The organism is Oleomonas cavernae, from assembly GCF_003590945.1.
GTDB classification, from domain to species: domain Bacteria; phylum Pseudomonadota; class Alphaproteobacteria; order Zavarziniales; family Zavarziniaceae; genus Zavarzinia; species Zavarzinia cavernae.
In genome coordinates this window covers 14,693-26,424 of record NZ_QYUK01000011.1, presented here as the reverse complement: position 1 = coordinate 26,424, position 11,732 = coordinate 14,693, and the positions used below count along the sequence as shown (strand labels likewise).

At 67.9% G+C, this 11,732-nt stretch carries 17 protein-coding genes; 9 read left to right on the top strand and 8 right to left on the bottom strand.

The window, feature by feature from the left end; translation table 11 throughout:
* Nucleotides 1–111: 111 nt before the first annotated feature.
* Nucleotides 112–1,134 carry an AraC family transcriptional regulator gene (locus D3874_RS03815; RefSeq protein WP_158595823.1) on the top strand — a complete coding sequence of 341 codons (1,023 nt, stop codon included), beginning with the start codon at nucleotides 112–114 and terminating at the stop codon, nucleotides 1,132–1,134.
* 98 nt (nucleotides 1,135–1,232) lie between these two features.
* Here D3874_RS03815 and D3874_RS03810 read toward each other — a convergent pair whose 3' ends face one another.
* Nucleotides 1,233–2,729, bottom strand: coding sequence for an ATP-binding protein (locus tag D3874_RS03810; protein WP_119776768.1), 1,497 nt, complete (start codon nucleotides 2,727–2,729; stop codon nucleotides 1,233–1,235).
* A gap of 213 nt (nucleotides 2,730–2,942) precedes the next feature.
* On the opposite strand from D3874_RS03810, the gene D3874_RS03805 reads away from it, so the two are divergent.
* Both D3874_RS03805 and D3874_RS03800 read left to right on the top strand, forming a co-directional pair.
* Entirely contained in the window at nucleotides 2,943–3,944 is a 1,002-nt protein-coding gene (locus D3874_RS03805) for an aldo/keto reductase (RefSeq protein WP_119776766.1), read from the top strand.
* Between the two features lie 5 nt (nucleotides 3,945–3,949).
* Nucleotides 3,950–4,537: a TetR family transcriptional regulator gene (locus D3874_RS03800; protein WP_119776763.1), complete on the top strand. Its 588-nt coding sequence runs from the start codon at nucleotides 3,950–3,952 to the stop codon at nucleotides 4,535–4,537.
* A 37-nt stretch (nucleotides 4,538–4,574) separates the two neighbouring features.
* Here the strand turns inward: D3874_RS03800 and D3874_RS03795 are convergent, their stop codons facing one another.
* From D3874_RS03795 to D3874_RS03775, 5 genes are all read right to left on the bottom strand, one after another.
* Complete coding sequence (locus D3874_RS03795) at nucleotides 4,575–4,874, bottom strand: AzlD domain-containing protein (RefSeq protein ID WP_119776761.1); 300 nt, start codon at nucleotides 4,872–4,874, stop codon at nucleotides 4,575–4,577.
* The gene (locus tag D3874_RS03790) at nucleotides 4,871–5,584 is read right to left on the bottom strand and encodes an AzlC family ABC transporter permease (protein WP_119776758.1); all 714 of its coding nucleotides are present in this window, start codon (nucleotides 5,582–5,584) and stop codon (nucleotides 4,871–4,873) included. The genes D3874_RS03795 and D3874_RS03790 overlap by 4 nt, the downstream gene beginning before the upstream one ends.
* A 107-nt stretch (nucleotides 5,585–5,691) precedes the next feature.
* Nucleotides 5,692–6,021 carry a hypothetical protein gene (locus D3874_RS03785; protein ID WP_119776755.1) on the bottom strand — a complete coding sequence of 110 codons (330 nt, stop codon included), beginning with the start codon at nucleotides 6,019–6,021 and terminating at the stop codon, nucleotides 5,692–5,694.
* Nucleotides 6,022–6,150: 129 nt separating this feature from the next.
* Complete coding sequence (locus D3874_RS03780; RefSeq protein ID WP_119776753.1) at nucleotides 6,151–6,612, bottom strand: SRPBCC family protein; 462 nt, start codon at nucleotides 6,610–6,612, stop codon at nucleotides 6,151–6,153.
* Complete coding sequence (locus D3874_RS03775; protein WP_233559825.1) at nucleotides 6,602–6,943, bottom strand: ArsR/SmtB family transcription factor; 342 nt, start codon at nucleotides 6,941–6,943, stop codon at nucleotides 6,602–6,604. The genes D3874_RS03780 and D3874_RS03775 overlap by 11 nt, the downstream gene beginning before the upstream one ends.
* A gap of 93 nt (nucleotides 6,944–7,036) precedes the next feature.
* Between D3874_RS03775 and D3874_RS03770 the strand changes: the two genes are divergently transcribed.
* From D3874_RS03770 to D3874_RS28370, 4 genes are read left to right on the top strand one after another with little or no spacing between them, the layout of a single operon-like run.
* Nucleotides 7,037–7,450, top strand: coding sequence for a DUF1330 domain-containing protein (locus D3874_RS03770; protein ID WP_119776748.1), 414 nt, complete (start codon nucleotides 7,037–7,039; stop codon nucleotides 7,448–7,450).
* Nucleotides 7,450–7,761 carry a hypothetical protein gene (locus D3874_RS28380; protein WP_158595822.1) on the top strand — a complete coding sequence of 104 codons (312 nt, stop codon included), beginning with the start codon at nucleotides 7,450–7,452 and terminating at the stop codon, nucleotides 7,759–7,761. The genes D3874_RS03770 and D3874_RS28380 overlap by 1 nt, the downstream gene beginning before the upstream one ends.
* Complete coding sequence (locus D3874_RS28375) at nucleotides 7,761–8,027, top strand: hypothetical protein (protein ID WP_158595821.1); 267 nt, start codon at nucleotides 7,761–7,763, stop codon at nucleotides 8,025–8,027. Before D3874_RS28380 ends, D3874_RS28375 begins: the two co-directional genes overlap by 1 nt.
* A gap of 29 nt (nucleotides 8,028–8,056) precedes the next feature.
* Nucleotides 8,057–8,443, top strand: coding sequence for a DUF4345 family protein (locus D3874_RS28370; protein WP_158595820.1), 387 nt, complete (start codon nucleotides 8,057–8,059; stop codon nucleotides 8,441–8,443).
* 125 nt (nucleotides 8,444–8,568) lie between these two features.
* On the opposite strand, the gene D3874_RS03760 is transcribed toward D3874_RS28370, so the two are convergent.
* Together D3874_RS03760 and D3874_RS03755 are read right to left on the bottom strand one after the other, a co-directional pair.
* Entirely contained in the window at nucleotides 8,569–9,006 is a 438-nt protein-coding gene (locus D3874_RS03760) for a nuclear transport factor 2 family protein (RefSeq protein WP_119776745.1), read from the bottom strand.
* A gap of 22 nt (nucleotides 9,007–9,028) precedes the next feature.
* The gene (locus D3874_RS03755) at nucleotides 9,029–9,745 is read right to left on the bottom strand and encodes a TetR/AcrR family transcriptional regulator (RefSeq protein ID WP_119776742.1); all 717 of its coding nucleotides are present in this window, start codon (nucleotides 9,743–9,745) and stop codon (nucleotides 9,029–9,031) included.
* A gap of 86 nt (nucleotides 9,746–9,831) precedes the next feature.
* Between D3874_RS03755 and D3874_RS03750 the strand changes: the two genes are divergently transcribed.
* Nucleotides 9,832–10,887, top strand: a complete 1,056-nt coding sequence (locus D3874_RS03750; protein WP_199698925.1) for a phosphotransferase family protein — start codon at nucleotides 9,832–9,834, stop codon at nucleotides 10,885–10,887.
* 9 nt (nucleotides 10,888–10,896) lie between these two features.
* A complete protein-coding gene (locus D3874_RS03745; RefSeq protein ID WP_119776740.1) occupies nucleotides 10,897–11,634 on the top strand; it encodes an SDR family NAD(P)-dependent oxidoreductase in 738 nt (245 codons plus the stop codon).
* Nucleotides 11,635–11,732 lie beyond the last annotated feature (98 nt).

The following is an 11,732-nucleotide window of genomic DNA, read 5'->3' as shown; positions in this document are numbered from 1 at the left end:
CCGCCACTTAGCCACGGGCTAAGAATGCGGGGCGCGCCGCAGCCTGATATTGCGAAAACTTGCCAAATCATTGTGAAATTCCGCCACAATCGCGTCGGGAGGGATTGGGAAATGACCTTGGCCGACGCAGCACGCCCCGACGCGCCGACGATTTCGGCCGCCTATGCCCGGCTGCTGTTCGACTATCTGCGCGCCCTGGGCCTCGCCCCCGCGAGCGTGCTGCCGGCCTGGCAGGTGGCGGAGATCGAGGCCAAGGACTCCCATGCCCTCACCTCCCGCGCCAACTGGCTGGGCATGCTGGGCCGGATCACCGGCCATACCGACGACCCGGACCTGGCGCTCAAGGTGGGCGAGGCCTTCCGCATCCGCCACATGGGGGTGGCCGGCTATGTCCTGGTCAATTGCGCCACACTGGGCGAAGCGGGGCAGCAGTTCGGCCGCTATCACCGCCTGATGGGCGATGTCGGCCGCTCGCGCGTTCACCGCGAGGGGGACCGGGCGGAGGATGTCTTCGAATGGGCGGGCGAGACCCCGCCCCCGGCCATGGACCAGCTTTGGGCGGCGGCCACCGTCAGCCTGGGCGGCTGGCTGACCGGGCGCACCGACCTGGCCTGGGAGGCGCATTTCCGCTTTCCCCGCCCGGCCCGGATCGCGGAATACGAGCGCATCTTCCGCGCCACCCCGCGCTTCGACCAGCCGGTGACCAAGCTCACCTTCCCGGCCTGGGTGCTGGATCTGCCGATCGCCATGGGCAGCCCCGAACTGCGCCGGCTGGCGGAGTTGCAGGCAGAGAGCGCCCTGAAAGCCCTGGCGGGCGAACCCGGCCTGCTGCGGCGAACGCGCCTGGTGATCGCGGAAAACTTAGGGCTGGGCCGCGCCTCGCTGGACCAGGTGGCGCCGGCCCTGGGCCTGTCGCCGCGCACCCTGCACCGCCGGCTGGCCGACCACGGCTGCAGCTTCCGCGACCTGACCGACGCCGTGCGCCGCTCGCGCGCTGAAAGCTACCTGCGCAACCCTGAAATCTCCCTGGTCGAGATCGCCTTCATGCTGGGCTATACGGAACAGAGCACGTTCCAGCACGCCTTCAAGCGCTGGACCGGGCTGACCCCGGGGGAGTTCCGGGCCGCATTGTAATCCCTATCGTCATCCCGGCGAAGGCCGGGATCCATTCTGGGGCAGCGCGCGATGTCTCAATGGATTCCGGCCTTCGCCGGAATGACATAAATTGGCTGTCACCCCACCGCGGCGTCGGCGGCATTGGGATCGCCCGGGGCGGTTTCGCGGTCCAGTTCGGGGATGGCAACCACCCTGCCGCCACGGAAATCGTTGCGGCAGACGATGACGCCGCATTCTTCCAGATAGGTCAGCAACCGCCGCGCCCGGCCCAGCGACTGGGTGCCATAGGCCCGGGCGATGGCGGCGTCCGGTGGGCACGGCACATTGGCGATCGCCGCCTGGGCCAGCAGCAGGAAAATGCCCTGTAAATCCTCCGACAAGGCACCCGCCATCTCCTGCGCCTTGGCCGAAGCCGCATCCGCCTCGCCGTCAGCGGGTGCCGCCACCCCGGCCCGCACCACGGCGAGGAGGCGGCGGAAGCCGGGCAGGTCCAGGGGCTGGCCGGTCAGGCGCTTGATCCGGCAGCGCACCAGGAAATCCTGGTAGAGGATGGCGACGGAGCGATAGGCGGCATCCCGGTCGGCCAGGATCTCGGCCATGATCGCGCGCTGGGCGGCCTCGCGCTCGGCGGCCGGCATCTCGTCCACCGGTTCTTCCGGGGCCGGGGCGAAGGCGGCGCGGGCGCGTGCCAGGTCCAGCAGGATGTCGGCCGTCGGCGGCGGCGCCGGCGGGCGGATCGGCACCAGGCGCACCGGCTCGCCCTCGCCGCGCTTGAAGATCAGGTCGTGGGCATCTTCCGGCGGCTGCTGCGGCAACGGCACCAGGATCGGGCTGGTGCTGCGGGCACTGGTCTCGACCGCGCCGATGTGCAGGGGCACGGGCAGGCGTGACAAGGCGGGGCCCAAGGCGACGAACTGGCCGCGGGTGAGATCGCGGAACATTTCGGCCTGGCGCCGGTCCATGCCCAGCAGGTCGGCGGCACGGGCCATGTCGATATCGAGGAAGGTGCGGCCCATCAGGAAATTGGAGGCCTCGGCCGCCACGTTCTTGGCCAGCTTGGCCAGGCGCTGGGTGGCGATGACGCCGGCCAGGCCCCGCTTGCGCCCGCGCGACATCAGGTTGGCCATGGCCCCCAGCGAGACCTTGCGCGCCTCGTCCGAAACATCGCCGGCGGCCGACGGCGCGAACAATTGCGCCTCGTCCACCACCACCAGCATGGGATACCAGAAGTCACGCTCGGCATCGAACAGGCCCCCTAAGAAGGCTGCGGCGCAGCGCATCTGCGCCTCGCCGTCCAGGCCTTCGAGGTTCAGCACGACCGAGACCCGGTGCTGGCGGGCGCGGGCGGCGATACGCTGGAGATCGGCCTCGCTGCGCCCGGCATCGACCACGACATGGCCGAAGCGGTCGGCCAGGGTGATGAAATCGCCCTCCGGATCGATCACCGCCTGCTGGACATGGGCGGCGCTCTGCTCCAGCAGGCGGCGCAGCAGGTGCGACTTGCCCGAGCCGGAATTGCCCTGGACCAGCAGGCGCGTGGCCAGCAATTCCTCGAGATCGAGCATGGCCGCGGCGCCCTTCGCCGTCACCCCCATCTCGACACCGACCTTCATGCCGCCTCCACGCGCACTCATTGAAACCGTCATCCCGGATCTGCGCTGCGCTTCGTCCGGGATGACGATGAAGATTTGTGTCTAGCACGACACCCGGGGGATTCGGGCGGTATGGCACCGGATTTTTCGCTCCGCCTCAAAATCTAAATGACAGATATTGATTTTTGTTATTCGTGCGTTTATGTTCCCTTCACCGCAACCGAGGAAGCCCCCATGACCACGCTTCGCACCCTGGGCCGCACCGGCCCGCAGTCCTTCCCCCTGGGCCTCGGCGCCATGGGCATGTCCGATTTCTATGGCGCGCCCGACCGGGCGGAGAGCATCGCCACCATCCACGCGGCGCTCGATGCCGGCATCACCCTGATCGACACCGGCGACTTCTATGGCATGGGCCACAACGAGCTGCTGATCCACGAAGCCCTGGCCGGCCGGCCGCGTGAGGCGGTACAGATCAGCGTGAAGTTCGGCGCCATGCGCGATCCCAAGGGCGCCTTCGTCGGCATCGACAACCGCCCGGCCGCGCTGAAGAACTTCCTGGCCTATTCGCTGAAACGCCTGGGCACCGACTACATCGACATCTACCGCCCCGCCCGCCTCGACCCCAATGTGCCGATCGAGGAAACGGTGGGGACCCTGGCCGACCTGGTTAAGGCCGGCTACATCCGCCACATCGGCCTGTCGGAAGTCGGCGCGCAGACCCTGCGCCGGGCCGCCAGCGTTCACCCGATCGTCGACCTGCAGATCGAATATTCCCTGATCACGCGCGGGATCGAGGCCAAGATCCTGCCCACCGCCCGCGAATTGGGTATCGGCATCACCGCTTACGGCGTGCTCTCGCGCGGCCTGCTCGGGGGCCACTGGCAGGCCGGCGGGGCGTCCGGCCCGGGCGATTTCAGGGCCCACAGCCCGCGCTTCCAGGGCGCCAATCTCGAGGCGAACCTGAAACTGGTGGAGACCTTGCGCGGCGTGGCGGCCGACAAGGGCGCCTCGGTCGCCCAGGTCGCGGTTGCCTGGGCACTGTCGCGGGGATCGGATATCGTCCCGCTGATCGGTGCCCGTCGCCGGGACCGCCTCGCCGAGTCGCTTGGAGCCTTGACCCTTGAGCTTACCCCTGCCGATCTGGCCGACATCGAACGGGCGATCCCCGCCGATGCCATCGCCGGCACCCGCTATGCGCCCGAGCAGATGGCCCTGCTGGACAGCGAACGGGGATAGGCCCGATGGCCGCTGACGAGGTCTTGAGCCGCGAGCGGATCCTGGAAGCGGCGGAGGATGTCCTGCGCCGCTTCGGGCCGCAGAAGGCCACGGTGGTGGACGTTGCCCGTGCGCTGAATGTCAGCCACGGCAGCGTCTATCGCCACTTCGCCAGCAAGGCCGCCCTACGCGATGCCGTGGCCGAACGCTGGCTCGCCCGCGTCTCGGCGCCGCTCGAAGCCATCGCCCGGGACGATGGCCCGGCTGATGCGCGCCTGCGCCAGTGGTTCGACCGCCTGATCGAGGCCAAGCACCGCAAGGTGCTGGACGATCCCGAACTGTTCGAGACCTACCACCGCATCGCCATGGATGCCCGCGAGGTGGTCATCGCCCATGTCGACCACCTGCTCGACCAGTTGACCCGCATCATCGCCGACGGCGCCGCGCAAGGGATCTTCAAAACCACCGACCCCATCGCCACCGCCCGCGCCGTGCTCGATGCCACCGCCCGGTTCCACAAGCCCGCCCATGCCGGGGAATGGCGCGATCCGGGCATCATGGCGGCCTTCGACGGGGTGTGGAAACTGGTGCTGGCCGGGCTCAAGGCAGGCTGAGGGCCGGGGTAACAAGGCGCGTCCTTCGAGACGACCCTCACCCCACCGCCCGCAGCCCCGCGACCGCCACCACGCCCAGCAGCAGCGCCAGGTTCGGTGCCTTCCACGCCACCACGGCAACCGCGACCACCAGCGTCGCCACCGTCTCGGCGACGCCGGTGGCGAGCGCGGTCGGCACGATCAGGGAAATCAGCATGGCGGGGGTGAGCGCGTCGAGCGCCGCGCGCCAGCGGCCGTGGGTGGGGATCAGGCCGCCCAGCCACAGCCCGCCGAGGCGCGCGCCATAGGTGACGGCGATCATGCCGGCGAAGGCGAGGACCAGGTCGGCGTCGATCATGGCGTGACCTCCACCGTTTCAGGCTCTTCATGCAGGGCCGCGGCGGTAACGGCCCCCGCGATCGCACCGGCGATCACATACCACTTGCCGGGCAGCAGCAGATGGACAGCCAGCGCCACGCCGGCGCTGACCACCCAGGGTGCCAGATCCCGCTTACCCGTCCAGCGGCCCAGGATCAGCACGGTGAAGACCGCGACCAGGATGAAGTCGAGACCAAGCCGGCTGGGGTCCTCGATGACGCGGCTGAGCAGGGTGCCGAGCGCGGTCGAGGTGACCCACACGCCATAGAGCAGAAGCGAGACCCCGGCATAGAACGCCGGCCCCACGGCGCGCCGCCGGGTAGCGTCCAAGGTGACGGCCCAGCTCTCGTCGGTCAGGAAGAAGACGAGGCCGGAAGCCCCGAGCTTCCCCGCCGGCAACAGGACCGGGCGGATCGACGCCCCCATCAGGAGGTGGCGGATATTGAGCACGGCCACGGTCAGCACGATCGCCGCCACCGGCAGCGGCTGTGCCCACAGCTCGATAGCGGCAAACTGCGCCGCCCCGGCGAAGACCAGCATCGACATGGCGATGGCCTCGAGCGGGCTCAACCCATGCGACATGGCCGAGGCCCCCACCATCAGGCCAAAGGGGGCAGCACCCAGCGAGATGGTAATGCCGGCGCGCAGGCCGTCGAGGATCTCGCGGCGGGGGGTCGGTGAGCTGGTCATTACCTTGCGCCAAGCCTTGCTCTCGGGGCGGCGATGGCACCACGGCTCGGGATCACCGGCAAGGGTGCCCCCGACATGGCAGGCCTGCCTTTGCCGGTACCATTACGTCAAACGCCTTGCGCCACCTCGCCCAGGCGAATGCCGAGGTAGCACTGGTTTCGATCGATATCGAGCCAGCGGGGGTCTTCCGGATCGGGCAGCAACTCGACCAGCCGGCCAAGCCGCCAGGACGCGGCCGCCCCATCGCTGAAATCCAGCCTCAAAGCGAAGGTCGAGTTCCCCTTCCGGCCGCCGATGCCGAACATGTAGGCAATGCCGATCAGGGCCCGTTGTTCGGGCTCGAGAAAGCTGTAGTCGAGGAACAGCGCATCCACGGCAAGGAAGCGGAGATTGTTGTCGCCAGAGGCGCGCAGCACGGCGGTGACGCGCCGGGCCAAAAGATCCAGGAATGCCCGGGGATCGGTGCTAACCACAGAACACCGCCGGCGGGCAGGTCGATCGTTGGTCTGAATTGCTGGCGTTACGTCTCCTGTCTTGGCGGGAAGGGCGACGATAGCATATTTCGGTCAAACCCCTTCCGGCCAGCGGCGGGTGGCCTCCAGGGATTGACCGGTTTCGAGCAGGCTCTTGAGGCTGGCCAGGATCATCGGCCAGCCGCTGGAGACCGCCTCGATCAGCTTGGAGCCGGTCAGCTCCATCTCGTGGATCAGGGTGAGCTTAACCATGTCGCCCATGGTCTCGAGCTCGTAGGTCAGGCGGGAGAAGCCTTCGACGCGCAGTTCGGGCTTGAACTCGTTGCGCCAGGACAGGACCAGGCGGCGGGGCGGCTCGATCTCCAGAACCTCGCCGGCATCGCCGATGCGCCCGTCGGGGATCATCAGGCGCCAGGCCGCGCCGGGCTGCCAGGTGCAATCCTGCCAGGTCTCGGCCCAATAGCGGCGGGTGAAGTCGGGCTCGATCAGGGCCTGCCACAGCTTCTCCACCGTGGTGCGGATATAGGTGACATAGACGAAACGGTCATGGGCCATCGGGGTCTTCCTCCAGTCGCTTCTTGAGCTCGGCGAGTGCCTGCAGCCGGCCGTGCTCGTATTTGCTGATCCAGCGCTGCGAAATGGCGTGGATCGGCACCGGGTTGAGGTAGTGCAGCTTCTCGCGCCCGCGCCGCAGCACCGCCACCAGGTTCGCTGCCTCCAGGATGCCCAAATGCTTGGTCACCGCCTGGCGTGACATGCCCAGGCCTTCGCATAATTCGCCCAGGGTCTGGCCGTTGCGGGCATGAAGCCGGTCCAGCAGGGCGCGCCTTGTCGGGTCCGCCAGGGCCTTGAACACCTCGTCGAGATCCATAGGCTTAATATGCAACCATCTAGTTGCCTGTCAAGAGCGGATGCTTGACGCCGCCGCGCTATATTGGCACGGTCAGTGTCATAAAATCGGCCAGGGAAGGGCGCGACAATGCAGGTCGAAAATGCGGTAATGCCCAGGGGCGAGCAGATCCGCGCCCTGTTCGACGCTCAGGACGACGGCCCGGTGGTGATGCTGAACCTGCTGCGCTTTCGCGAGACCGCGGCCTATCCCGACGGCCAGGATGCCGCCTTGAGCGGGCGCGGCGCCTACGGGCGCTATGCCGCCGCCATGAAGGCCTTGGTCGAGTCCCAGGGCGGGCGCCTGATCTTCTCGGGCGACGCGACAGGCATGGTCATCGGTACGGCCGAGGCGCCCTGGCATGTGGTCGCCCTGGTCGAGTACCCCTCGCGCGCCGCCTTTGCCGCCATCGCCACCTCGGACGCGGTGCGGGCGATCTCCGGCCACCGCAGTGCCGGATTGGAGGGGCAATTGCTGATCGCCTGCCGGCCCGACGCCTTTTGATGGCGGAGGCACCCCTGCTGGACGGCCGGCGTCAGCGCGCGGTCGACAATCGCCGCCGCATCGTCGAGGCCATGCTGGCCCTGGTGCGGGCGGGCGATGTGGCGCCCGGCGCGGAAGCCGTGGCGGCCAAGGCCGGTGTCGGCCTGCGCACCGTGTTCCGCCTGTTCGAGGACATGGATTCGCTCTACCGCGAGATCCACAGCATCCTCTATGCCGAACTGGCGCCCCTGGTCGCCACCCCCTGCCCGCGGCCTGGCCCGACCGGCTCTTCGCGCTCATCGACCGCCGCGTGCGCGTGGTGGAGAAGCTGATGCCGGTGAAGAACGCCGCCGACGTGCAGCGCTTCCGCTCGCCCTACCTGACCGAGGACCACCAGTTCCTGGTCCATTTCCAGCGCAAGATGATCCTCGACGTGCTGCCGCCCGAGATGACCGACCCGGTGCTGATCGATGCGATCGACCTGGCCATGAGCTTCGAGGCCTGGCGGCGCCTGCGCCAGGAGCAGGGCCTGCCGGTCGAGGCGGCAGCGGCCGTGGTGAGGAAGACGGTACAGGCCCTGCTGGCCTGCCAGGCGTAACCAAGCAAGAACATAAGGGAGAGACGCTCATGGATGGCTTTCTGATCATTACCGGCATCATCATCGTTCTGGTCGGGCTGCGCCCGATCTTCAGCCCGGTGGCGGCGTCCCTGCCCTTCGGCATCGAGCTGAACAGCGTCAATGCCCGTAACCAGACCAGGGCCAGCGCCGGTGGTGTCGCGGTCGCCGCCGGCATCCTGGTGACCGCGGCGGCGGCGGTACCGGTGCTGATCCTGCCCGCACTGGTCCTGGTCGCCGTGCTGACCGCCGGCCTGACCTTGGGCCGCCTGATCAGCTTCGTCACCGACGGCCGGCCGACGACGCTGATCTGGGTCTCCTTCGGCGCCGAACTGCTGGGCCTCGCCCAGTCGATCTTCTGGATCACCGTGGTGCTGCCAGCCAGCGCGGCGGCGTAACCTATCAAATTCCGTCATCCCCGCGAAGGCGGGGATCCACCGTCATGGCGATACGGGTCCGCCCGTGCTTTCACCCGCCGTGGATCCCCGCCTTCGCGGGGATGACGATCAAACAGGTACGTCGTTCATGACGGTCGGGCCGCCGCCAGGAATTTCTGGAAGGTGTCGCCCACCTTGCCGCCGCCCATCTGGTCGATGATCGCCACCGAGTCCATGGCCTCGAACACCTGGGCGATGCCGGCAGCGCTGCCGCGGGCAAATAGCGTGTACTCGTTTTCGTAAAGTGCGCCGGTCGCCTTGAAGCGGGCGCGGTAGATGAAGCGCACGGCGCTGGCCACCTCGTCGCCCAGCTCGTCGAGGATGGTCACCGAACAGTCGGGATAATAGTTCTCGGTCCAGACCGCGACATTGAAGGCAACGACCGCGTCGTAACCCTTCATGGGGCGGGGAAAGGGCAGCGAGGCCGGCAGGCTCCATTCGATGTCGGGGGCATAGAGCGCGCTCATGGCCGCCACATCGCCAAAGGCCGTGACCAGTCTGCCCGCCGGTGTCTTTGCCGTCATCGCGTTTCCCTTCTGCGTGGTTCTAGTCCAGGATCATGCCGACCGAGCCGACGATCGAGCGCGGTTTGCCCCGGCGCGACACGGGCAGGCCGCCCTCCTGCGCCAGCGGCGCTTCCAGCATGGCGGTCAGGGTGACGATGAAATCGGCCAGCGTTCCGTGCGCCCGCCACATCGCATGGGGCCGCGAGCGATCGCTGAGCGCTGCCTCGCGGAAGGCCAGCACGCAGGCGACATAGGCGCCCATGAAGACGAAGCGTTGGTTCTGCATGGCCGGCGACAGATGCGGCAGCAGCCGGCGCAGATGATCGAGGCAGCGCAGGTAACCCGAGTTCCAGCGGTTCTCCAGCGCATCCATGAACAGCGCCCGCTGGTTCATGGTCAGCATGAAGATGAAACGGATGTAGCTGTCCTCCTCCCCCTCGCCGCCCAGGTCGATCGAGGGATAGACCAGCGCCTCCGCCACCTGGGTCACCGTCACCGGGTCGCCGACTGCTTCCAGGGTGTCGAGCAGGGCATTGCGGCGAATATCGATCAGCCGGGCCCCGTCCACCACCAGCTCGCGCACCAGGGCTTCCTTGGTGCCGAAATAGTAGCTGACCGCGGCATGGTTCTTCTGCCCGCAGGCATCGACGATCTGGCGCACGGTAACGCCGTCGATGCCATGGACGGCAAACAGGCGCAGCGCCGCCAGCTTGATCTGCTCGCGTGCCGCCGGCTGCCTTTTGCTCTCGTCCTTCATGCCGCCTTTTACCGTCGCTGGTGACCTTGACAAGGCTATTGGAACGGCCTTACCTAAGTCAATCAATTTATCCAAATGACTTAAATTTGGACGAGGGAGAGGGCCTTGAACGAACGGGACATCCCCGTGGATCTGGACGCGCTCACCGCCTGGATGACCCGGGAGGGTCTGGGCCAGGGGCCGATCACCAGCACCCGCGTGCTGACCGGGGCACGCAGAACCTGCTGCTGCTGCTGGAGCGGGACGGCCGCGCCTATGTCCTGCGCCGGCCGCCCCGGCACCTGCGCGCCAATTCCAACGAGACCATGCGGCGCGAGATGCGCATGCTGGCCGCCCTGGCCGATACCGCCGTGCCCCACCCGCGCCTGATCGCGCCCTGCCCCCAGGAAGATGTCCTGGGTGCCGCCTTCTACCTGATGGAGCCGGTGGACGGCTTCAACGCCACCACCGGCCTGTTGCCGCTGCACGCCGGCTCGCCTGCGATCCGCCACCGCATGGGCCTGTCGATGGTCGAGGCGATCGCCACCCTGGGCGCCGTCGACTACAGGGCGGTGGGCCTGACCGACTTCGGCAAGCCCGACCATTACCTGGAACGGCAGGTCGCGCGCTGGCGCGGGCAGCTCGAGTCCTATGCCGAACACGCCGGCTGGCCGGGCCAGGCGCAACTGCCCGGCGTCGAGCGCATCGCCGCCTGGCTGGAGGCTCATCGCCCGGCCAGCTTCCAGCCCGGCATCATTCACGGCGACTATCACCTGGCCAATGTCATGTTCCGAAAAGACAGTCCGGAATTGGCCGCCATCGTCGACTGGGAGCTGACCACGATCGGCGATCCGCTGATCGACCTGGGCTGGCTGATGGCGACCTGGCCCGAGGACGGCCGGGGCACGGTCGGCACGGTCGGGGTTACGCCCTGGGACGGCTTCCCCAGCGCCGCCGAGCTGATCGAGCATTACCGGCCGCGCACCGGCCGCGATCTTTCCCACATCGAGTGGTACGCGGTGCTGGCCTGCTACAAGCTGGGCATCATCCTGGAAGGGACCTATGCCCGGGCCTGCGCCGGCAAGGCGCCCAAGGAGACCGGCGACATGCTGCATGCCGGCACGATCTCGCTGCTCGAGCGCGCGCAGCGCTGGATCCAATAGGGGCGATCAATGAACGAACTCGATTTCACGGGCAAGACGGTGCTGGTCGTCGGCGGATCCAGCGGCATCGGCAATGGCATCGCCCAGGGCTTCCGCCGGCGCGGGGCCGAAGTGCATGTCTGGGGTACCCGCCCCACCGCGGCCGACTACGATGGCATCGAGGGCTCCGACCTGTCGGGCCTTGCCTACGCTTGCGTCGATGTGGGCGATCCCGCCGCGATCGAGGGCCATGTGCCGGCTTTCGACCGGCTCGACGTGCTGGTGCTCAGCCAGGGCACGGTGCTCTACAAGCAGGGCGAGTTCGAGCGTTCCGGCTGGGACAAGGTCATGGCGGTCAACCTCGACAGCGTCATGAACTGCAGCAACAAGTTCCGGCCGCTGCTGCGCGCGGCCAGGGGCTCGATGATCGTCATCAGTTCGGTCTCCGGCTACACCGCCAATCGCGGCAACCCGGCCTATGCCGCCTCCAAGGCCGGTGCCGTCGCCCTGACCCGCACGCTGGGCGAGGCTTTCGCGCCCGAGGGCATCCGTGTCAACGGGATCGCGCCGGGCCTGGTCGATACCAAGCTGACCAAGGTCACCACCGAGAACCCCAAGCGCCGGGAAATGGCCCTGGCCGCGATTCCCGCCGGCCGCATGGGCACGCCCGACGATATGGCGAGCGCCGCCCTGTTCCTCGCCTCCCCCCTCGCCGCCTACGTGATCGGCCAGACGCTGATCGTCGACGGCGGCCTGATCCTGTCCTGAGAAACAACATTAGCGCGTCATCCCGGCCCTGAGCCGGGATCTCGGGACGAAGAAGCACCGAAAACACTGGTCGAAAGATCCCGGCTCGAGGCCGGGAT

Bases quoted from the DNA above. Each gene is read 5' to 3' on its own strand.
- D3874_RS03780 (WP_119776753.1), bottom strand. From the start codon at position 6,612: ATGGCCCATGACCGTTTCGTCTATGTCACCTATATCCGCACCACGGTG.
- D3874_RS28380 (WP_158595822.1), top strand. From the start codon at position 7,450: ATGGCGGAGGCACCCCTGCTGGACGGCCGGCGTCAGCGCGCGGTCGAC.
- D3874_RS03760 (WP_119776745.1), bottom strand. From the start codon at position 9,006: ATGACGGCAAAGACACCGGCGGGCAGACTGGTCACGGCCTTTGGCGAT.
- D3874_RS03790 (WP_119776758.1), bottom strand. From the start codon at position 5,584: ATGACCAGCTCACCGACCCCCCGCCGCGAGATCCTCGACGGCCTGCGC.
- D3874_RS03795 (WP_119776761.1), bottom strand. From the start codon at position 4,874: ATGATCGACGCCGACCTGGTCCTCGCCTTCGCCGGCATGATCGCCGTC.
- D3874_RS03815 (WP_158595823.1), top strand. From the start codon at position 112: ATGACCTTGGCCGACGCAGCACGCCCCGACGCGCCGACGATTTCGGCC.
- D3874_RS03810 (WP_119776768.1), bottom strand. From the start codon at position 2,729: ATGAAGGTCGGTGTCGAGATGGGGGTGACGGCGAAGGGCGCCGCGGCC.
- D3874_RS03745 (WP_119776740.1), top strand. From the start codon at position 10,897: ATGAACGAACTCGATTTCACGGGCAAGACGGTGCTGGTCGTCGGCGGA.
- D3874_RS28375 (WP_158595821.1), top strand. From the start codon at position 7,761: ATGCCGGTGAAGAACGCCGCCGACGTGCAGCGCTTCCGCTCGCCCTAC.
- D3874_RS28370 (WP_158595820.1), top strand. From the start codon at position 8,057: ATGGATGGCTTTCTGATCATTACCGGCATCATCATCGTTCTGGTCGGG.
- D3874_RS03755 (WP_119776742.1), bottom strand. From the start codon at position 9,745: ATGAAGGACGAGAGCAAAAGGCAGCCGGCGGCACGCGAGCAGATCAAG.
- D3874_RS03770 (WP_119776748.1), top strand. From the start codon at position 7,037: ATGCAGGTCGAAAATGCGGTAATGCCCAGGGGCGAGCAGATCCGCGCC.
- D3874_RS03805 (WP_119776766.1), top strand. From the start codon at position 2,943: ATGACCACGCTTCGCACCCTGGGCCGCACCGGCCCGCAGTCCTTCCCC.
- D3874_RS03800 (WP_119776763.1), top strand. From the start codon at position 3,950: ATGGCCGCTGACGAGGTCTTGAGCCGCGAGCGGATCCTGGAAGCGGCG.